Consider the following 21,853-nt stretch of genomic DNA (forward strand, 5'->3'; position numbering starts at 1 on the left):
GGATTTGTCCGCAATTTAGGATACAATACTCGTCGAGTCGCTGTTGCTGGCTCTATGCCTGTTGGTCTTAAATTATTGAGAAGTTTTAATTCTGACTCTTGGCTGGGTTTTTTTGTGGTAGGTATATATGATGATGTACCTATCCATAATGAGCCAGGTATTAATTATGCTGGTGACTTTTCGAAATTGGTTGAAGATGCACGTGCAGGACGACTAGATAGAATTTACGTAGCTATGAGTATGGGGGATGAAGTTAGGATTAAAGATCTGGTGAGAAAACTCACGGATACTACCTGTTCCGTTATGTTGATACCTGATTTATTTACATTCAATATCCTACAATCTCGTACAGAGGAGGTTAATGGCGTTCCGGTTGTTCCATTGTTTGATACTCATTTGAATGGTGTCAATAAACTATTGAAGCGCCTGGAAGATATCATAATGTCATTTGCCATTCTTATTTTTATATCTCCAGTGCTGGTTCTAATTGCTTTCCTCGTTAAGTTCACCTCTCCCGGACCTATCATCTTTAAACAGACACGATATGGTATGGATGGAAAACCCATTAAGGTTTGGAAGTTTCGATCTATGACAGTAATGGAGAATGATAGTGTTGTTATTCAGGCAAAAAAGCATGATGTTCGCATTACGAAAGTTGGAAGATTTCTACGTAGAACTTCGTTAGATGAATTACCGCAATTTTTCAATGTATTGTTTGGTGCAATGTCCATCGTAGGACCCAGGCCACATGCTGTATCGCACAACGAGCAGTATCGCAGCTTAATCGAAGGATATATGCTTCGACATAAAGTAAAGCCTGGTATTACTGGGTGGGCCCAGATAAATGGTTGGCGCGGGGAAACCGACACACTAGATAAAATGCAAAAGCGTGTTGAGTATGATCTTGAATATATTAGGGAATGGAGTCTCTGGTTAGATATAAAGATTATTTTCTTCACAGTTTTCAAAGGGTTTGTGCATAAGTCTGCTTATTAACTTCTTGGTCTTTGGCATCAAACCTCTTTCGATATGTAAGCCCTGAAAGGTAACTTTCGGGGCTTTTTTATGTCACTTTTTCGCGGATCTCACTGGGATTATTCAGATAAATTTACTTTTACCAAGTTGTCTCTGCGAGAGGAGGCGGATTTATCACTTGATTGTACCATCTTATTCGATTCTATGTTCTCTCTTTGTAATGTGTTGATGCTTTTTTTTTGTTTTATTTCAAATTGTTAGCGGATTTTTTTTCATGCTTAAATCTCTTGGAATCTACAAGTGATACTTGTGGTTTGATACCTTGACAAAATGGCATCCACGTCCTTTAGTTAGATTGTGGAAGATTACCATCTTCTACTCAATCAAACTTTTTCTCACGGCGAAAAATATTTCGCCGATTTGAGAGTACATTTAAATAGGGGTTTATCATGGCTTCTCTTGCGAACCAAACAACGGCAGCTGCTTTATACTACGCTGTTCTGGGGCAAAATCCGACTGATACTCAGTTTAAGCATTTTGGTCAGCAGATCGAAGATGGTCAATTTACCAGTGAAACTTTTGTTACGTCATTGCTCAATAGTGCCGCGGGTCAATCCCTTTATCAGGGACTGAGTAATACGCAGATCGTAACGCAAGTGTACACTTTGGTATACGGGAGTTCTCCTGCAGCTAATGTTGTTACAGATCTGCTTGCTGGCGGTGGATTGTCTTCGGCCTTGTCAACTCTCGTTAATGATCTTGTTCACTATACAGGGTTTGATCCTGCAGTAATTGGTGTACAAAGTACTTTTGACCAAAAATTGGACTCTATTTTATATTCAACAACTGCTAGCATTGCACCGTTAACTGTTCAGGAACAAGTTGCTGCTTCTTATCTCGGTCTTCTGGGGCGAGATAGATGGGTTGATGCTGGGGGGTTAAAGTACTGGAGTGCTGATTTGAATAGCGGAACTAGCTATGTCAATATGATCAGCAAGCAATTATTAACATCTGAATATCAGAAAAGAGTTGGGCAACTGAATGGTGATGATTATATTGCTAAAGTATATAAAATCGTTCATGGAGCCGTAGCAACCCCAGAACAAATTGCTTCTTTCGCTGCGCTAGGGACTAACAAGGCTGTCATTGCCGCAGCAATCATTAATGACATGCGTAATTCAACTGCGATAGACAATACCACGGTTTCTCAGCAACATGCTTTTGAATTCATTATCGGTACCAGCTTGGATTATAAGACTAGTGCTGCGTTAACTGCTACTGCAGCTGGTGGTAATGCAACGGGTTCAATAAATTCTTATACCAGCCACGTATTGAGCAACGCCGAAACAGCGGTACTCACTAATGTCCAATTGAACGCCAATGCTGCCAGCACCGTGAACCTCAAGTTCGCCGACCATCTGGCGAATCTGACTATCAACGGCACCAGCGCAGCAACGGTCAATTTGTCTGACAATGGTGTTAATCCAGGTGTAGATATCACCGTGAATAACGGCAACGTCATCCTGAATGCCAGTTCGGGTTCGGATGACGTAGTTGTCACATCGACGGCAAACATCGCTGCTGGTACCGCACAGTTTAACCTCGGTGCCGGCAACGATAGCCTGCACTGGGTGGGCAACGGGGTTTCCGGCGGGGCGAACACCGTCGCGAACACGGTTAAGGCTGATGGTGGTGCAGGTACGGACTCCATCTCCGCCAACTTCATCACCAAAACCGTGGTGACCAACCAAAACGCCCTGGGGGTTCGCACCAGTACTGTTTCGAGTAATGCCAATAACTTCTCGAACTTTGAGAAGATTGACCTGACCGGCTATATCGGCAAGTCCGTCGGTACGCTGATTACGACACCGCTGATTGGTTCACCGACCACCACCAGCGTGACAACGCCGACCCACACCTTTGACTTTGGCCTGACCAACGGTACATCGACGGTTGAAGGCACCACGGGCGGCACGGTTACGCAGAATGCGGCGGCTACCAATCTGGGCTCGCAAGGTTTTGTGATCTCCGGTCTGGCTAACGTCAACGTCATTAACGCCGCCGGCGGCAACGCCGCGCAGTTGGAAGTGAAAGGGGACGCCACTTCCGCCAGTACGCTGAACTTTACTTTCGTGCAGAACGCCACCGATCACTTCAACATCAACTTCGATGCGGTGAGCTCTGCCAACGTGAATGCCGGCGCCATCACTCTCAACAGCAGCAGCAGCGCCCTGTTGGGTACCGCGCTGACCACGGTGAACGTGGCCTCAGGTGGTACCGGCAGCTTTGACAACATTCTGTCATTGGCCGGCACTAATGCGCAGGTTCAGACCATCAACGTGACCGGTGATCACGCGCTGGATCTGACTCTGGGCAGCGGTTTCAGCAACGTGCGTGATATCAATGCATCCACCAATACCGCGGGTCTGAATCTCGACTCCAGCCATGGCGGTACCGGTGACGGTATCATCGTTCAGTTGCTGAACATTCTGCCGCTGAGCGTCATTACCACCAACCTGTTGGCGCCGGTGTTGACGGCGTTGGGCCTGAACGGTTACCAAATGACCGTAGAAGGTTCCAGTGCTGCCGATACCCTGGGCGTGATTGGCAACACCACGCTGACCGGTGGCGCAGGTGCCAACACCTATGACATCAAGGCGAGTAACACGCAGGCGGGTGTGACCATCAAGGACTTTAATAGCCTCAAGGACTCGATTGTCGACGTGAACCATGGCGGCCTGACTATCTCCGATGACGCTAGCGGCACTGCGGTAGCGAACTACGGTACGCGCTCTGCCGACACGTTGGATGCGTTGTTAGGGACACTGGTGGGCGGTTTGACCAATGGCGTTATCGGCCTGCTGGGCGGCATTCTCGGTCTGGATAGCAGCAACTCCCTGACGGCGAAAGTGGGTGTGGCATCCGTTGTATTCAGCGGTGGCGGTAACACTGCCAGCTCTTATGTGATTATCGACAACAACGATAACCACACGCTGGACCTCAACGATACCGTGGTATACCTGACTGGGCAAAACCACCAGCAATTGGTGGATACTCTGCACTACGCCTAAGTATGAGTTCCCGTGGGGTATAATTCCCATTGAAACTGTTAGTCAATAAATAATGCGGGGTGTGTAAACACCCCGTATTCTTTGAAAATTGTGAACTACGTCATTATCTCTAATTTATTCCCTTTCGTACTAAACTCGCTTTGCCCTGTCTGTTATTTACCCTACTGTTTTTATTTGTTTTTTTCTGTGGTTCGTGAGGTGATTTTTTTTGCTTACGGCCTTGCTGATATCCGCTTTCTCTACCTATAGTTAGAAAAAGTATCTGCAGTCTCGAGCATGTCTGGGGTGGGGGGCTTTAGGATTTATTTTATTTTTCCCTTTTTAGGATTTTCCTTATAAGAGTCCAATGCGGATTTTGACTGACAGTGCACATGATGTAAGGGCAGAAAGTGAATCAATTTATACCGCGCAACGAAATTGCGGATGTTATACGGACTCGCAGTAAGGTTTTTTGGACCGTTGGCATATTTACCGCATTTATTAATTTATTAATGCTAGTTCCTTCTATCTATATGCTCCAGGTTTACGACCGGGTGCTTCCTTCGCGTAATGAAATCACGCTGTTGATGCTGACGCTGATCATGTTGGGCATGTTCGGCATGATGTCACTGTTGGAATACGTGCGTAGCATGGTGGTGATCCGTATTGGCAGCCAGCTGGATATGCGCCTCAACACGCGAGTCTACACTGCGGCCTACGAGGCGAATCTGAAAAACGGTTCGTCTGACGCCGGCCAGATGCTGAGCGATTTGACCAATCTGCGCCAATTCCTCACCGGCAGCGCGCTGTTCGCCTTCTTTGATGCGCCGTGGTTTCCGATCTATCTGTTGGTGATATTCCTCTTTAACCCTTGGTTGGGGCTCTTCGCCCTGGTCGGTGCGCTGTTGCTGATCGCATTGGCGGTGATCAACGAAATGGTGTCGAAAAAGCCGCTGGCGGAAGCCAGCAAGCTGTCGATTATGTCAGGTACGCTGGCCAGCACCAATCTGCGAAATGCCGAAGTGATCGAGGCTTTGGGGATGTTGCCCAACCTGAAACGCCGGTGGTTCGGCCTGCACCAGCGGTTCTTGAACAGTCAGCGCATCGCCAGCGAACGCGCATCGCGGGTCACGTCGATCACCAAGTTTGTGCGCATGTCGCTGCAATCGCTGGTGTTGGGGCTGGGGGGCTGGCTGGCGATCGATGGGCACATCACGCCCGGTATGATGATCGCCGGCTCCATTCTGATGGGGCGAACGCTGGCGCCGATTGAGCAGGTTATTAACGTCTGGAAGAGCTACAGCGCGGCGAAGCTTTCTTATGGCCGGTTGGTCAAGCTGCTGGAAACGCACCCGCAACGGGGTACCGGTATGTCCTTGCCGCGTCCGGAAGGGGTACTCGCCGTAGAAGGCGTCACCGCCACGCCGCCGGGATCCAAAGGCGATGCGGTATTGCATAACGTGAGTTTTGCTATCCAGCCCGGTGACGTGCTGGGGATCATTGGCCCAAGCGCGTCGGGGAAATCGACGCTGGCTCGTTTGCTGGTCGGCATTTGGCCGGTCAGTGAAGGGATTGTTCGGTTGGATAATGCCGACATCTATCAGTGGAACAAGGATGAATTGGGGCCGTATATCGGCTATCTGCCGCAGGACATTGAGCTGTTTGCCGGGACTATCGCCGAGAATATCGCACGCTTTAACGATATCGACTCAGAGAAAGTCATTGAAGCCGCTAAGCTGGCCGGTGTGCACGAACTGATCCTGCGTTTCCCGAACGGCTACGATTCGGTGCTCGGCAACGGTGGCGCTGGGCTGTCCGGTGGACAGAAACAGCGTATCGGCCTGGCGCGCGCACTGTACGGCGACCCTTCGCTGGTGGTTTTGGATGAGCCTAACTCTAATCTGGACGATGCGGGCGAGAAAGCGTTGAACCAGGCCATTATGTTCCTCAAGCAACGTAATAAAACGGTGGTTCTGATTACCCATCGCACCAATTTGCTGTCGATGACCAGCAAGCTGTTGCTCTTGGTGAATGGCAACGTCAACGCGTTCGGCCCGACTCAACAAGTGCTTCAGGCGTTAGCCAATGCGCAAAAAGCGCAGACGCAACCGCCTCAGCAAGCGGTGAGGGCGGTAAATTCCGAGCCGGATGAAGGCAACATCCCGAAAACGCAAATTAATTAAGCCGTGAATTGCCTGATGGCTTTATTGCCGTCCGCAGTTTAAAGGAGTTGGTATGTCGACGCACATTGGCGAGCCGCAAGACTCGTATATTGAAGAGATCCCGCAGGATGAACGGCGGTTTACCCGGATGGGCTGGCTGGTGGTGGGGATTGGCCTGTTCGGATTTTTGGCTTGGGCAGCGTTCGCGCCTTTGGATAAAGGGGTGGCATCACCGGGATCGGTAACTGTTTCCGGCAACCGCAAAACGGTGCAGGCTCCGGCCAGCGGCATCATCAAAAATATCGCGGTGAAAGAGGGTGACAAGGTGAAAGCCGGTGAAGTCCTGGTGCAGTTGAGCCAGGTGCAGGCACAGGCGCAGGTCGATTCCCTGCGCGACCAGTATTACACCACGCTGGCCACCGAAGGGCGTTTACTCGCTGAACGCGATGGTCTGAGCAGCGTCACTTTTTCTCCCATTTTTACCCAGATCAAGGATCAGCCGCGCGTGGCTGAAATCATCGCGTTGCAAACGCAGCTGTTCGCCTCCCGCCGCCAGGGGCTGCAAAGTGAAATTGACGGTTATAAGCAGTCGATGGACGGGATTCGTTTCCAATTGAAAGGCCTGCAGGATTCGCGCGCCAACAAGCAGATCCAACTTTCCAGCCTGCGTGAGCAGATGAACAGCATGAAGCAACTGGCGGCGGACGGCTACCTGCCGCGCAACCGCTACCTGGAAGTGCAGCGTCAGTTTGCCGAGGTGAACAGCAGCATCGATGAAACCGTCGGGCGGATTGGCCAGCTGCAAAAGCAGCTGCAGGAATCTCAGCAGCGTATCGACCAGCGTTTCGCCGACTATCAGCGCGAGGTCAGAACGCAACTGGCGCAAACCCAAATGGACGCCAGCGAGTTTCGCAATAAGCTGCAAATGGCCGATTTCGAGCTGGGCAACACCGCCATCACTTCACCGGTGGATGGCACCGTGGTCGGATTGAATATCTTCACTCAGGGGGGCGTCGTGGGAGCGGGTGACCACCTGATGGACGTTGTACCCAGCCAGGCGACATTGGTGGTGGATTCTCGCCTCAAAGTCGACCTGATCGATAAGGTGTACAACGGGTTGCCGGTGGATCTGATGTTTACCGCCTTCAACCAAAACAAAACCCCGAAAATTCCGGGAACGGTCACGTTGGTTTCCGCCGACCGTCTGGTCGACAAAGCCAACGGTGAACCTTACTACCAGATGCAGGTCACGGTCTCGCCGGAGGGCATGAAGATGCTCAGTGGCGAGGACATCAAGCCGGGGATGCCGGTAGAGGTGTTCGTGAAAACGGGGTCGCGCTCGCTGCTGAGCTATCTGTTTAAACCTATTTTGGATCGCGCTCATACTTCATTAACCGAGGAATAATTTTGATTCAATCAAAACGACAGGCTGCCGGTCTGGTTATCGGCACCCTTTTGTTTGCGATATCTGCGCCGGTTTATTCGATAGGGATTTTAGACGCATATTCGCTGGCATTAGAAAAGGACCCGACCTTCCGGGCGGCTATAAAAGAGAAAGAAGCGGGAGATGAGAACGAAAACATCGGCAGGGCGGGGCTGCTGCCGAAAGTGTCGCTGAACTACCAGAATTCGCCGCGTAACTGGCAGACGCAAAAATACCCGCAGAGCGACTTTTTCGGCAATGTTTCGGAGGTCACCCGGCGGCAGCAATATCGCAGTTATTCCAGTTCGATCACGCTGACGCAGCCGCTGTTCGATTATGAAGCGTACGCGCGCTACAAAGCCGGCGTAGCGCAGACGATGATGTCGGACGAGCGCTATCGCAGTAAGTTGCTGGATCTTGCGGTTAGGGTGATTAACGCCTATGTCGAAGTGGCCTATTCCAAGGATCAAATCGCGTTGGCTGAAGCGCAAAAGACGGCTTACAAGGAACAGTTGACCTTGAACGATCGCCTGATGAGCGCCGGTGAAGGCACCATTACCGACGTATCGGAAACTCAGGCGCGCTACAGCCTGGCCGAAGCGCAGGTAATCGAAGCGCGCGATGCGCTGGACGCCGCGCAGCGCGAATTGGAAGTGATTATCGGCATACCGCTGAACCAACTGGATGAATTGCAGGTTTTGCGGCCGGGCAAGTTTAAGGTGGCGCCGTTGATCCCATCCAAGTTCGAAGAGTGGCAAAAGATCGCGCTGGAGAACAACCCGGTGTTGGCCGCCTCGCGTCATGGCGTGGATGCCGCTAAGTATGACGTCGAAAGGAATCGGGCGGGCTTTATGCCGCAGGTTCAGCTGTATGCTTCGCATTCGGAAAACGACTCCAGCAGCGATAACACAGTTAACCAGAAATACCGTACCGACAGTATCGGTGTGCAGGTCAGCATGCCTATTTATTCCGGCGGCGGCGTTTCGGCGTCGACCCGGCAGGCGGCCGCGCGCTATGGCCAGGCGATGTATGAAATGGATGCGCAGACGGGTACCACGCTCAACGATCTGCGCAAGCAGTACAATTTGTGCATCAGCAGCCGCGCCAAGGTGGCGGCCTATGAGCTGGCGGTACAATCGGCCACCACACAGGTGACGGCGACCCGGCAAAGCGTGCTGGCCGGGCAACGTGTCAACGTTGACGTGCTCAACGCCGAACAGCAGCTCTATAGCGCCCAGCGCGATCTAGCCTCCGCCAAATACACCTACATCAAGTCCTGGATTACCTTGCTGAGCGACTCCGGTACGTTGGACGAAAAAGATGTTATGCGGGTAGCGCAGTATTTTGCCCGCAGTCGTTAGCAATATATTCACTATGAGCATTAATCTGAAAGAGCAGCACTATGCTGCTCTTTTTTGCGTTAATACGTTATGTTATCGGCTGGTGGTTCCTTCTGTATTTATACTTGCCTGGTTTATTTCTATGCATAATTTTCTGTTAAGGAACGGTAGGTTAGAGGGATACATGCTTTTCGCAAAGAGTAACTATTGGTTAATGATCGTACGAATTTTAGAATGATGCTGCTGACGTGCGGCGTCGTCCTTGTAAGAACGATGGCTGAGTAAAGGGTAGATAATGTCCAAATTAATTCCTGTGGTTATGGCCGGCGGCACTGGGAGTCGTCTGTGGCCGATGTCGCGAGAATCGTTTCCTAAACAGTTTTTATCTATTGATGACAGCGGGGTTAGCCTGCTGCAACAAACGTTACAGCGTTTGTCGGGTCTGACCGGTATCGAAGTTGCTGCTCCTCTGGTCATCTGCAACGAGGAACACCGTTTTTTGGTTGCCGAGCAATTACGCGGAATTGGGCAACTGGCGACCAATATTATTTTAGAGCCCGTAGGGCGCAATACCGCGCCTGCAGTGGCGTTGGCCGCTCATCTCGCTGCCGAAGAAGACGAAGACAGCATGCTCTTGGTGCTGGCTGCAGACCATCTGATCACGAAAGTGGACAATTTCCACGCAGCGATTCAGACGGCCGTGTCGTTTGCAGACAACAACCAACTGGTCACGTTTGGCATCATTCCGGAGCATCCGGAAACCGGGTACGGTTACATCAAACGCGGCAGTCACTTGTCTCATGATTGCTTTAAGGTTGATTCATTCGTAGAAAAACCACGTTTGGAGAAAGCGATAGAATACCTCGCCAGCGGTGAATATAGCTGGAACAGCGGAATGTTCATGTTCAAAACCGCCAAGTTTTTGCAAGAGTTGCAGCAGTTTAGCCCAGACATCTTTAACACAACCCAACAGTCTGTGGTTAAAAGCCAACGCGACATGAACTTTATTCGGGTTGAACAAGCGATCTTCAAACACTGTCCGAGCGACTCCATCGACTATGCGGTGATGGAAAAAACGCGTGATGCCGTAGTGATTCCCATTGATGCCGGCTGGAGTGACGTCGGTTCTTGGTCCTCGCTGTGGGACGTTTCCAAGAAAGATCATTTGGGTAATGTCAATGTGGGCGACATTATCTCGATCGATTCCAATGACAATTACATTTCCTCTGAGTCTGCGTTGGTGGCGACCATTGGGTTGGAAAACCTGATCGTGGTAAACACCAATGATGCCTTGCTGATCGCTCACAAGGACAAAGTGCAGGATGTGAAGAAAGTGGTTGATGAGCTTAAAAAGCGCAATCTTCATCATTTTCGCCAGCATTCCACCGCCTATCGTCCTTGGGGCAAGATTTGCGACATCGACAGCGGCACGCACTTCCAGGTGAAGAAAATCATTGTGCGGCCAGGGGAGGGGCTGTCGGTGCAACGCCATCTCCACCGTGCCGAACATTGGGTCGTCGTGAGTGGGACAGCAAGAGTTAACGTTGATGATCAAGAGTTCTTCTTGTCGGAAAATCAGTCTACCTTCATTCCTGCGGGCAGTGTCCATACGCTAGAAAACCCGGGAAAAATCGATTTGGAAATGATTGAGGTCAGGTCGGGGCACTATCTGGAAGAAGATGATATTGAGCGTTTGCAAGATCGCTATGGCAGAGTTTAATAGGGTTTGGTAATGCAAAAATTAACGTGTTTTAAAGCTTATGACATTCGGGGAAAGCTTGGCGAAGAGCTGAATGAGGACATTGCGTATCGTATTGGACGCGCTTACGGCGAGTTTTTGAAGCCCAAAAATATCGTGTTGGGCAGCGATGTGCGGCTAACCAGTGAAAGCTTGAAGCTGGCGCTGGCGAAAGGTTTACAGGATGCGGGCACTGATGTGATAGACATCGGTTTAACCGGTACCGAAGAAATCTATTTCGCCACAACCTATTTAAAAACTGATGGCGGCGTGGAAGTCACCGCCAGCCATAACCCTATCGATTACAACGGCATGAAGCTGGTGCGTGAAGGCTCTCGCCCGATTAGCGGCGATACCGGGTTACGGGCGATTCAAGAACTGGCGGAGAAAAACCAATTTCAGAAGCCGACGGCAACGCGCGGTCGCTATGTTCGCCAGGACGTATTAGGGGCTTATGTAGAACACATTCTGTCCTACGTCGACGTGAAAAATTTCAAACCGTTGAAGCTGGTGATCAACTCGGGCAACGGCGCGGCGGGGCATGTGATCGATGCTATTGAAGCGCAACTGAAGGCGCGGGGCGTGCCGCTGGAGTTTATCAAGGTGCATCACCAGCCGGACGGCACTTTCCCGAACGGTATTCCCAACCCATTGCTTCCTGAGTGTCGTGCAGATACCGCCGATGCGGTGCGTGAGCATGACGCTGATATGGGCATTGCGTTTGACGGCGATTTCGATCGCTGCTTCCTGTTCGATGAAAAAGGCGATTTCATTGAGGGCTATTATATCGTCGGCTTGCTGGCGGAGGCCTTCTTGCAGAAACAGCCGGGCGCGAAGATCATCCACGATCCACGTCTGAGTTGGAACACCGTCGATGTAGTTACCGGTGCCGGGGGCGTACCTGTGATGTCGAAAACCGGCCATGCTTTCATTAAGGAACGCATGCGTGCGGAAGACGCCATTTATGGCGGAGAAATGAGTGCCCACCACTATTTCCGTGATTTTGCTTATTGTGACAGTGGCATGATCCCGTGGCTGCTGGTCGCTGAGCTGGTCAGTGTGAAGGGGCAAACGCTGGGGCAACTGGTACAGGATCGCATTGCCGCCTACCCGTCTTCCGGTGAGATCAATATCAAGCTGGCTCAGCCTGCCGTGTCCATCGAAAGCGTTAAACAACACTATTTACCGTATGCCGATGAGGTGGACTACACCGATGGCATCAGCATGGCGTTCGCAGGCTGGCGTTTCAATTTGCGTTCCTCCAATACGGAACCGGTGGTGCGTCTTAATGTCGAATCACGAGCCGATATTGCGCTGATGCAAGAGAAAACCGACGAGATTTTGGCGCTGTTATCAAACTGAGTGCGTCGCGTAAGGAGCACTGTAGAGCTGTCTTGGACAGCTCTTTTTTTTTTGTGAGGCTTAAACTACCCATGTTATGTCTTGCAAACACTTGGAATGCTTCAGAAAGGCAGTGATATAACCGAGAACGGCGCTAAATATTTTAGCCTCTTTGTAGGGAGCCTGGTCAAAGCCACCTGGTAGGCCGATTGTTTACTTACCGGCCAAAAACAAGTGCACCAAGGGAACTCTGGGGACATATGGATGGTCAATTATGATCGAAAAGGCGTGCGTGAGTCCAAGTTTCATTTAGAATCAATTGATTGCTTAAAGAAGACCGTTCATCTTGAGCGCCAGGGGCGCGAGTAAGGAGTTTTTATGGCGATTTTAGTCACCGGTGGTGCCGGTTATATCGGTTCTCACACTGTTCTGGCTTTGTTGGAACATGGCGAAGATGTCGTAGTGTTAGATAATTTATCGAACTCTTCCGATGAGTCTCTGCGTCGCGTTGAGAAACTCGCGGGCAGAAGTGCTCAGTTTTACCAAGGTGATATCTTGGATGCTGAGTGCCTGCATCGTATCTTCGAGGCTCACGACATCTCGGCCGTAATCCATTTTGCTGGACTAAAGGCTGTCGGAGAGTCGACACGCAAGCCGCTAGAGTATTATCAGAACAATGTCACTGGCACGTTGGTATTGTTGGAGGAAATGCGTCGTGCGGGTGTGCATAAGTTTATCTTCAGTTCTTCTGCCACGGTGTACGGTACTCCAGAGCAAGTTCCTTTGACTGAGACGTCACGCGTTGGCGGTACGACGAATCCTTACGGCACGTCGAAGTTGATGGTTGAACAAATTCTGCAAGATTTCGCTAAAGCAGAACCGCAATTCTCCATTACCGCCTTGCGTTACTTCAACCCGGTCGGTGCGCACGAATCTGGCATGATCGGTGAAGATCCAAATGGTATTCCTAACAATCTGATGCCTTATATTGCTCAGGTGGCAATCGGAAAACTGGAGAAACTGTCAATTTTTGGTGACGACTATCCGACCCAGGATGGCACGGGTGTCAGAGATTATATTCATGTCATGGATTTGGCTGAAGGTCACCTCAAGGCGATTGAACACATCGATGAGCACCAGGGCTTTACGGTCTATAATCTGGGTACTGGGGTAGGGTATTCGGTGTTGGAGATGCTCCATGCTTTTGAAAAGGCTTCAGGTCGCAACGTAGCTTACCAAATTGTACCACGTCGAGACGGCGACATTGCCGAATGCTGGTCTGCTCCAGGGTTGGCGTTCAAAGAATTGGGATGGAAGGCTACCCGTGATTTGGATGCCATGATGCGTGATGCGTGGAATTGGCAGAAGAACAACCCTCAGGGTTATCGTCACGGTTGATAGCGAAGCTCGTTAATGACAAAATATGGCATAATGTAAATTAATTGTAACCAACGAGGGCTTGGTTGGCCATTTATATGTTGGTTGCAATTTAAATGTGTTTAATAACAATACATTGCCATGATTTCCCCTTCAATGAACCACATAAATTTTGACTATTTTTTGTGGATGAGTGTCGGATATTTTGATTAATTGTGCTAATCTCCGATACCTTCGTCTACGGTGCGTTCATTGAACTATCCATAATTTATTCTCGTTTAGTTTCTGTTCGAAAACTGGGCGGGTGGGTAGTGATAGACTGCCGGAGAGGCATGTTCAGATGGCCACCCTTTGGGCCTCTGAGGTGAGCGTATTAGTTAGCAGGTTACCCAATGAAAGTGATTGAGACACCAGTCGCAGGTGTGAAGTTGATTGAGCCGAAAGTGTTCGGTGATCATCGTGGTTTTTTCGTCGAAACGTTTCAAAAAAACCGCTATCAAGCAATGTTAGATATCGATGTGGATTTTGTTCAGGACAACCATTCGCGTTCTTCTAAAGGAGTATTGCGTGGTTTGCATTTCCAGCGAATCAAACCCCAAGGCAAGTTAGTCCGAGTTGTGCGTGGAGAGGTCTATGATGTTGTAGTGGATATCAGGGTCGATTCGCCGACGTTCAAAAAGTGGGTTGGTGTTCACTTGTCGGAAGATAACCACCACCAACTTTGGGTTCCACCAGGTCTCGCACATGGTTTCTTGGTTATTTCAGACATTGCTGATTTCGAATACAAGTGTACAGAGTACTATGATCCTGCTAGCGAAGCATGCTTGCTTTGGAATGATCCCGAAATTGGTATTGATTGGCCAGTCGATGAGCCATTGCTATCGCCAAAGGATCTACAAGGTAAATTACTTAGAGAGCTTTTTTAATGCGTGTACTTTTGACAGGTTCTATGGGGCAACTGGGGCGCTGTTTCAGCGATAGGTTTCCTACCGATTGGAGCCTGCTAGCACTGGACAGCAAGCAACTTGACATCAGTGATTATGATGCGATTGAGCAAGCGGTGGCAGAGTTTGAGCCCGATGTTATCGTGAACGCCGCCGCTTATACTGCCGTTGATAAGGCTGAATCTGAACCCGATGCCGCTAAGGCAATCAATGCCTACGGACCCGGCTACCTGGCATCTGCAGCTGCTGCACGAAATATTCCTTTTGTACACGTATCAACCGACTATGTTTTTGATGGCCGTTCGGAGGAACCTTACTGCGAAGATGCTCCCTGCTCGCCACAAAACATTTATGGTAAAACCAAGCTTGAAGGTGAGATTGCCGCGCTGAAGGCTAACCCAAAAACTATTGTAATAAGAACGGCTTGGGTATTTAGCGAGTATGGCAATAATTTTGTTAAAACGATGTTGCGCGTTGGGTCGCAAAGGGATGAACTTGGCGTGGTAAGCGATCAGCGAGGCTGCCCGACTTATGCCGGTGATATCGCTGATGTCATTATCGCCCTGTTGCAAGAACCAGGTGAATACGGTGTCTATCACTTTTGTGGGGATTCGGTGGTTTCTTGGTATGAGTTTGCTCAGATAATCTTCCAACAGGCTACTGAGAGTGGGCTATACCCACACCAGGTCACCGTGAATCCGATTACTACGCAAGAGTATCCTACACCTGCGTCCCGGCCTGTATACTCTGTTCTTAACACCGATAAGATCTGCGCATTGAATCTTAAACCTAGCGTCTGGCGCCAGCAGTTACATGCTGTGATTCGCAAACTGTTGCAGTAGTGGATCTTGGTTTGCATGGAATAAAAGGGGATAATTTTATCCCCTTTGGTGTTTTTGTTTATTGGTGGCGGTTTTCGTTCCAATTGACGAGTGATAATACATCAGCCATCAGTGTATTGTAACTGCTTGTTTTTAAATGATTATTGGTTAGGAACTTCATACGGCATGTTTTCAAAACAAAAACAATACCAAATTGTTGCTTCAATCGTATTGTATAACCATAGCTATGCCCAACTAGAAGACACGTTACTTTCTTTACTTAGCGAAAAATGTGTTCAAAAAATAGTTTTGGTTGATAATGGTGGTTCTGAATGGGCTGCAAAACTAGATAATCATCGCATTAGTTATATTCGTGCGGAAGCCAACAACGGTTTTGGCTACGGTCATAATCTAGCAATGAAGCGTTATCTGAATGAATGTGAATATTTTTTGATTTGTAATCCAGATATCAGTTTTACCGCGGGGGCGCTCGAGAGCCTTTACAGTTTTGCGCGGAACCAAAAACACCGTTTTGTTTCCCCTCGAATTCAATATAGCGATGGGCGATTCCAATACAGTTGCCGCTTACTACCTACACCTGCAAATTTGTTTCTTCGGCGTTTTTTCCCTAAATGGGGAGCTAAACTGGATGTCACTTATGAAATCCAGCGTGCTGATTACACTAAATCCTTCGCAGTTCCTTCAGTTTCTGGTTGTTTTATGCTGGTTGAATCCACTTTGTTAGCGAACTTGGGGGGATTTGATGAACGGTATTTTATGTATTTAGAAGATGTGGATTTGTGTCGCCGGGCTTTGTCAATGAGCGATATTGTCTACTTCCCTGGCGCTACTATCGTCCATGTTTTTGGTAAAGGTTCTTATAAAAACCTAAATTTATTCATTTATCACATGAAATCAGTTGTCTTATATTTCAATAAATGGGGATGGTGGCACGATCCACAGAGATCCAAGGTGAATGCTGGCTGTTTGAAGACGATTCCCATGACTTCTCCTGAAATCAAGCGGTAACATGGTTGAAGATGAGGTCTACGTTTTATGAGTTCAATTACATCTAAGGTATTGATTATGTTTGTTATGACTGGATGCAATTTCGAAGCGCAAAGTGTTGGTATGGCAGCGGGGTGGGGCAATGAGTAACCCTCATAAATCGCAACCCCTGTCACCCCTAGCTCTGATCCGTAACATTTGGGGATTCAAATCGCTGATCTTGCAAATGACAAAACGTGAGGTTGTTGGGCGATACAAGGGTTCCACGATGGGACTGGCATGGTCGTTTCTCAATCCTTTGTTTATGTTGACGGTCTATACATTTGTTTTTTCGGTTGTTTTTAAAGCCCGTTGGTCCGTCGGCGGAGATGAAAGCCGTACGCAGTTTGCTGTGATCCTCTTTGTTGGTATGATTGTGCATGGCTTTTTTGCCGAGGTGGTTAATCGGGCACCGCAAATTATCCTAGGGAATACCAACTATGTGAAGAAAGTGGTTTTCCCTTTGGAAACGTTGCCAGTGATTGGGTTATGCGCTGCGTTGTTCCATACCCTGATTAGCTTGGTCGTACTGTTATGTGCATTCTTTTTGTTCAACGGTTTTCTGCACTGGACTATCGTTTTTATACCGTTAGTTTTCTTGCCGCTGGTCATTTTTTGCCTTGGATTGGCTTGGATATTGGCATCCCTGGGTGTTTTTATACGCGATGTTGGGCAGACGACTGTAATTATCACGACGGTGATGATGTTTCTGTCACCAGTCTTTTTCCCTATCACGTCGTTACCGGAAAAATATCGTATTTGGATAATGCTTAATCCCTTAACATTTATTATTGAGCAATCACGGAATGTCTTAATTTGGGGGCGTTTGCCAGAATGGCAAGGTTTGGCTGTTTACACCCTGGCGGCATCATTGGTTGCATGGTTCGGTTTTGTATTCTTCCAGAAAACCAGAAAGGGGTTTGCTGATGTCCTCTAATGAAATCGCGATCCAAGTGACTGCATTGAGCAAATGTTATCAGATTTATGATCGTCCACGAGATCGTTTAAAACAGTTTTTTGCTCCGAGGTTACAACGTGTAGTACGACGTGAATCTCGCCGCTATTTTCGCGAGTTTTGGGCACTTCGCGATGTCTCATTCTCAATCAAGAAAGGTGAGACCGTAGGTATTATCGGACGAAATGGTGCAGGTAAGTCAACGTTATTACAGATGATATGCGGTACGCTGACTCCAACTCAGGGAGAAATACAAGTCAATGGCCGTATCGCGGCCCTACTTGAGTTAGGCGCAGGGTTCAATCCTGAGTTTACCGGGCGTGATAATGTCTATCTTAATGGTTCTGTTCTAGGTTTTTCCCGTGAACAGATCGATGAGCGTTTCCAGGAGATTACGGACTTCGCAGATATTGGCGAATTTATCGATCAACCCGTTAAAACATACTCAAGCGGGATGTATATTCGCCTGGCTTTTGCTGTCCAAGCCTGTGTCGAACCTGAAATACTTATCGTAGACGAGGCGTTAGCCGTAGGCGATATCGGTTTTCAATATAAATGCTATAAACGCATGGAGGCTCTTCGTGCTAAGGGGGTCACTATTATCATGGTGACCCACTCTACCGGTAGTATTCTGGAATACGCTGACCGTTGTTTGGTTATGAACAATGGGGAGTTAGTGGGCGACACCTATGACGTACTGGCTGCTGTTCTGGCTTATGAGAAAGGAATGCTGTTGTCGCAAGCAGTGAAACGAGAGAATACGGGCAAGATCTCCTCGTCTGTTGTGATGAATCAATCTGACTTGCAGGGTTTGCAACAGGGGCAGCTGAATACTGAAGTGGGAGAAAAGCGCTTTGGCAGTGCTCGAGCGATTATTCAAAATCTCGAAGTGATAAAATCGGATGGTACTTCGCTCTCCGATAAGCCTTTGGTACGTTCTGGTGATGAACTGACCTTGGATTTTACCATCCTTGCTTCAGAAGAGATTCGAGATGTTGCTTTGGGAATCTCCATCTCTAAAGCGCAGGGTGGAGATATTTGGGGGGACAGCAACATTGGAGCCGGTAAACCTTTAATCCTCAAGGCTGGTGAGCAGCATGTGATTTATAAGGTTAAATTACCAATTAACTCAGGAGATTACTTGGTCCATTGCGGCTTGGCATCCCTGCAAGGCGGCGAGCGAGAAGAGTTGGATCAACGTAGACCAATGATGAGATTGAAGTTTTGGTCCTCTCGTGAACTCGGGGGGGTTGTTTATGCCCCTATCAGTGTTTTAAGCGAGGAGTAATTAGAGCAATGATTGCTGTATTCTTACCGCCATATCCGTTTAGGGGAGTGAAAGCTCCCTATTTATGGATATTTTATCGCTTGCTTAACTCATTGCAGCAGCGTTCACTTTTTATCGCCGGTAATGATTACTTGTTGTCTCCGGAAGAGTGGCGCAAGTCAGAACGTTGGGAATTTGATGTACCTACAATGAATAATTTGGGTTACAGCATCCCGTCTGGTGAGCTATTGGCTAGCCATGATTATTACCATTTGAGCGATAGTGTATTTGAGAGTTTATTAGACTCTTCAAACCACAATCCGATGTTGGCGTTCAAGAAAATGCTGACCCAGCGAATCCCCGAGCTGGAAGCAGAGCTGCTAAACTATCTCCAAGGCTATGAGTCTGGAAAGATAGAGGGAATACTGTCAATCTGCAATTGCCCTTCTCTGGAAGCCGTTGCCGAGTCTTTATCTATTCCTGTTATGCACTTTGAAGTGGGGCCGTTGAGAATGCCCTCTTATTATAGTACAGGGTATTTGGATTTCTCAGGTGTTAACGGTCACACAGAGGCGGAGAAGCGCTATTTGGCGGTTCAGGAACAGTGCCAGGTCGATCTTTCCATAGAGGAGTTGCATCGTTACTTCCTGCGTGTGCCAAATACTCACGAGCAGCAATGTGATGCCGATCTGGGGATCGTATTACAGGTTGAAGACGATTCAAATCTTGTTGCTTATGGTGAAGAGTTTACTAATCTGACGTTGCTTTCATATGCACGTACACGTTTTCCAAAGAAAAAATTATTAGTTCGCACTCATCCTGGTAGTCAGTTCCAGCTCAAGGAAGGGGACTATGAGATCGACAGTTCACCGACCAGTTTGTCTTTCGTCCAGCGTTGTCGCGAGATTTTAACGATTAATTCTAGTGTGGGATTAGAAGGGATTTTCGCTGGTATACCAACGACAGTCGTTGGTGACAGCTCATATAAATATGTAACCTTGGCCGACGATGAAAAAGAAAGAACTAATCGTTTGGCATTTTATCTATTCTCATACTTAGTTCCATTTGAATTGATTTTCGATATTGATTATCTGCGATTCCGTTTATCTCGGCCAAGTGAACAGGCCATAGTCAGTCGCCATATTGAATATTATTCTACTGAGAAGGAAGGATTGTTAAAAATGCAGAGGTTGACTCTGGGTGAGTTGCTATCAAAACAGGTTAAGCAAGAAAATGAGAAGCAGGATGATATGCAACAAAAAATTCGTGTTGCGGAGCATCATCTGATGATCGATAACGAAGAAAAGCAGGCGATGATCTCTTCTATGCAAGAGCAATTGCTGTTGCTTCAGGAAACGCTTATAAAACAGCGAGAGCAACAGCTGGCCACTCAGCAATTATTGGAGAATGCGCAAAAAGAAGTTCTTCTTTTAAATGATAATTATGTTGAAGACGAGCCTCTTAAATTAAAAGTTGAAACACTGAGTCAACAGCTTAGTGAAAGTCAGTCCGACATGAATAATATGCGAAAAAGTCTGTCGTGGCGACTAACGGTACCTGTTCGCATGCTTGGTCGAGCCATTCGTGGTGAATTTGGGGTAATCAGGGATATATCCAGACACTACATGCGACAGCGTAAAGGGGCGAAACCGACCTCTTTGGTTGGGAAAAGTTGGCAAGCGTTTCGTGCAAGCCCGCACCCTTATAAAACTTTGCTTCGCAAAACTAAAGTGGCAGGTAAACTATTGTTAACCGGCCGTTTCGGTGAGTTGCGTAGCAGTCTTCTGCGTGTGGCGAAGAATACCGCTAATACGCCGATGCCGTTAGTTAATATAGATACCGACCATATTGTTATTCTCACTACCAGACATACATTGTTTGTGGCCCATTTGCTTGAGAAAACGCTTGTAGAGGTGGGGCGCGGTGTTACCATAATTGAAGCATACTCGGCGCTGGCGGACAGTGGGCAACTGCATATTGTTATTTGTCCTCAAATTTTTGCTGAGCTGCCGAAAAATTTTGTTGCGTTCCAAATGGAACAGTCTATTAACCCACGTTGGTTTACGCCAGAGTATTTTGCGATTCTCGAACGTGCAATGGCAATATTTGACTATTCCCTGACTAACATTAATTACTTATTAGAACATGGTATCCCTTATCAGAAATTGTTCTACCTCCCAATTGCTTCTTTTGCAGACTACAGCTCGAAATTGACCCAGAAAGGTCATAAGTTGAACGGCAATGAGGAGCAAGTTGACGTTCTCTTCTATGGTGATACGAATTGTGAGCGTCGCCGTCATTATCTTGAAGAATTGGGACAACGTTTTAATGTTCATATTGCCTCTGGTGTATTCGGTGATGAGCTGACCAGGCTGGTGAAAAATGCCAAACTGGTTATTAACCTGCATTACTATGAAAATGCTTTGCTTGAGACCACACGTATTTACGAAGTGCTATCGTTAGGAACGCCGATTGTTAGTGAAGAGAGTGTGGATATTGCAGAGCACACATCCCTCTTTGATGTTATTGATTTTGCTCCTATTGGCGATATTGACGCAATGGCGAAAAAAATTGATCGTCTCTTGAACGATCAAGAATATCATGCTAGCCGTAAGAAAAATATTGCGTTGTTCACTCATAGTGACAACAACTTTGAAGGTTATTTCAAACGCTATCTTTTGGCGAATGATTTGATTGATTTCGAAACTTATAAAAATGGCGTTGATTTTATCCCAGCGATAGAGGCGGATATTCCAAAACTCTGCCTCTCACTAACGGAAACACCGGTACGGAAGCAAGATTTCCTCAGTAAGCCTACCCATGGTTTCAAGGTTATTGAGGGAGTTCGACACCGTATTGGCTGGATCGGATGTGGCATGAGTTATAAATACATGTTGTCCGTACTTGCCGATCGTAATACCGAAATGGCTATGATCTGCGAGGACGATGCGTTATTCCCTGACGATTTTGACATTAAACTTGAGAAGATTGTCACTTATTTGGAGCGCAGCAATTGGGATTGGCACATTTTCTCGGGCATTATTGCGCATTTGAATGAAGATACGGAGATTCTGGCTGTCGAGGAGGTCGATGGTATTGAGTATATTTATATTAATCGCATGACAAGCACAGTGATGAATATTTACTCGCGTCGTGGGATTGAGGCAGTTAGCCACTGGGATGAACGTAACGTCGATGCTCAAACCAATACCATAGATCGTTATCTGGAGTCGGTGCCGAATCTGGTTGTGGTGACCACTCTACCTTTCCAGGTTGGGCATGCTGAGGATCAAACCTCCACGTTGTGGGGGTTCGTAAATACTCAATATCTGGATATGATCAGCGAAAGTGAGCGTTTATTGAAGGAAAAAGTAGACGCGTTCAAGGCGACCCAAGCACAGTGATTAAAGCCA

The 21,853-nt window shown here is 47.9% G+C and carries 14 protein-coding genes; all 14 read left to right on the forward strand.

Features of this window, described 5'->3' with window-relative positions:
* On the forward strand, positions 1-996 hold a 996-nt coding region (locus C9411_RS18755), incomplete at its 5' end, for an undecaprenyl-phosphate glucose phosphotransferase (RefSeq protein WP_107227662.1).
* A 428-nt stretch (positions 997-1,424) separates the two neighbouring features.
* Entirely contained in the window at positions 1,425-4,046 is a 2,622-nt protein-coding gene (locus C9411_RS18760) for a DUF4214 domain-containing protein (protein ID WP_107227663.1), read from the forward strand.
* 389 nt (positions 4,047-4,435) lie between these two features.
* Entirely contained in the window at positions 4,436-6,208 is a 1,773-nt protein-coding gene (locus C9411_RS18765) for a type I secretion system permease/ATPase (RefSeq protein ID WP_063989334.1), read from the forward strand.
* 52 nt (positions 6,209-6,260) lie between these two features.
* The gene (locus C9411_RS18770; RefSeq protein WP_107227664.1) at positions 6,261-7,592 is read left to right on the forward strand and encodes an HlyD family type I secretion periplasmic adaptor subunit; all 1,332 of its coding nucleotides are present in this window, start codon (positions 6,261-6,263) and stop codon (positions 7,590-7,592) included.
* Positions 7,593-7,594: 2 nt separating this feature from the next.
* Positions 7,595-8,971: a TolC family outer membrane protein gene (locus C9411_RS18775; protein WP_107227665.1), complete on the forward strand. Its 1,377-nt coding sequence runs from the start codon at positions 7,595-7,597 to the stop codon at positions 8,969-8,971.
* A gap of 274 nt (positions 8,972-9,245) precedes the next feature.
* Positions 9,246-10,670: a mannose-1-phosphate guanylyltransferase/mannose-6-phosphate isomerase gene (locus C9411_RS18780; protein ID WP_107227666.1), complete on the forward strand. Its 1,425-nt coding sequence runs from the start codon at positions 9,246-9,248 to the stop codon at positions 10,668-10,670.
* A 12-nt stretch (positions 10,671-10,682) separates the two neighbouring features.
* Positions 10,683-12,050: a phosphomannomutase CpsG gene (cpsG, locus tag C9411_RS18785; RefSeq protein ID WP_107227667.1), complete on the forward strand. Its 1,368-nt coding sequence runs from the start codon at positions 10,683-10,685 to the stop codon at positions 12,048-12,050.
* Positions 12,051-12,407: 357 nt separating this feature from the next.
* Positions 12,408-13,427, forward strand: a complete 1,020-nt coding sequence (galE, locus tag C9411_RS18790) for a UDP-glucose 4-epimerase GalE (RefSeq protein ID WP_063989339.1) — start codon at positions 12,408-12,410, stop codon at positions 13,425-13,427.
* A gap of 371 nt (positions 13,428-13,798) precedes the next feature.
* The gene (gene rfbC, locus C9411_RS18795) at positions 13,799-14,332 is read left to right on the forward strand and encodes a dTDP-4-dehydrorhamnose 3,5-epimerase (RefSeq protein WP_063989340.1); all 534 of its coding nucleotides are present in this window, start codon (positions 13,799-13,801) and stop codon (positions 14,330-14,332) included.
* Entirely contained in the window at positions 14,332-15,192 is an 861-nt protein-coding gene (rfbD, locus tag C9411_RS18800) for a dTDP-4-dehydrorhamnose reductase (RefSeq protein WP_063989341.1), read from the forward strand. Before rfbC ends, rfbD begins: the two co-directional genes overlap by 1 nt.
* 165 nt (positions 15,193-15,357) lie before the next feature.
* Positions 15,358-16,200 (forward strand): glycosyltransferase, encoded by an 843-nt coding sequence (locus tag C9411_RS18805; protein WP_074181180.1) that lies wholly within the window; start codon positions 15,358-15,360, stop codon positions 16,198-16,200.
* Positions 16,201-16,321: 121 nt separating this feature from the next.
* On the forward strand, positions 16,322-17,155 hold the full coding sequence (locus tag C9411_RS18810; RefSeq protein ID WP_063989342.1) for an ABC transporter permease: 834 nt from the start codon (positions 16,322-16,324) through the stop codon (positions 17,153-17,155).
* A complete protein-coding gene (locus tag C9411_RS18815; RefSeq protein ID WP_049205871.1) occupies positions 17,145-18,461 on the forward strand; it encodes an ABC transporter ATP-binding protein in 1,317 nt (438 codons plus the stop codon). The genes C9411_RS18810 and C9411_RS18815 overlap by 11 nt, the downstream gene beginning before the upstream one ends.
* 8 nt (positions 18,462-18,469) lie before the next feature.
* Positions 18,470-21,844 (forward strand): hypothetical protein, encoded by a 3,375-nt coding sequence (locus tag C9411_RS18820; protein WP_107227668.1) that lies wholly within the window; start codon positions 18,470-18,472, stop codon positions 21,842-21,844.
* Positions 21,845-21,853: the final 9 nt, after the last annotated feature.

Origin of the sequence: Serratia sp. Nf2, from assembly GCF_003028435.1 — a bacterium.
Classification (GTDB): Bacteria; Pseudomonadota; Gammaproteobacteria; order Enterobacterales; family Enterobacteriaceae; genus Serratia; species Serratia marcescens_L.

Bases quoted from the DNA above. Each gene is read 5' to 3' on its own strand.
- rfbD (WP_063989341.1), top strand. From the start codon at position 14,332: ATGCGTGTACTTTTGACAGGTTCTATGGGGCAACTGGGGCGCTGTTTC.
- C9411_RS18780 (WP_107227666.1), top strand. From the start codon at position 9,246: ATGTCCAAATTAATTCCTGTGGTTATGGCCGGCGGCACTGGGAGTCGT.
- C9411_RS18770 (WP_107227664.1), top strand. From the start codon at position 6,261: ATGTCGACGCACATTGGCGAGCCGCAAGACTCGTATATTGAAGAGATC.
- galE (WP_063989339.1), top strand. From the start codon at position 12,408: ATGGCGATTTTAGTCACCGGTGGTGCCGGTTATATCGGTTCTCACACT.
- C9411_RS18805 (WP_074181180.1), top strand. From the start codon at position 15,358: ATGTTTTCAAAACAAAAACAATACCAAATTGTTGCTTCAATCGTATTG.
- C9411_RS18815 (WP_049205871.1), top strand. From the start codon at position 17,145: ATGTCCTCTAATGAAATCGCGATCCAAGTGACTGCATTGAGCAAATGT.
- C9411_RS18760 (WP_107227663.1), top strand. From the start codon at position 1,425: ATGGCTTCTCTTGCGAACCAAACAACGGCAGCTGCTTTATACTACGCT.
- cpsG (WP_107227667.1), top strand. From the start codon at position 10,683: ATGCAAAAATTAACGTGTTTTAAAGCTTATGACATTCGGGGAAAGCTT.
- C9411_RS18820 (WP_107227668.1), top strand. From the start codon at position 18,470: ATGATTGCTGTATTCTTACCGCCATATCCGTTTAGGGGAGTGAAAGCT.
- C9411_RS18810 (WP_063989342.1), top strand. From the start codon at position 16,322: ATGAGTAACCCTCATAAATCGCAACCCCTGTCACCCCTAGCTCTGATC.
- rfbC (WP_063989340.1), top strand. From the start codon at position 13,799: ATGAAAGTGATTGAGACACCAGTCGCAGGTGTGAAGTTGATTGAGCCG.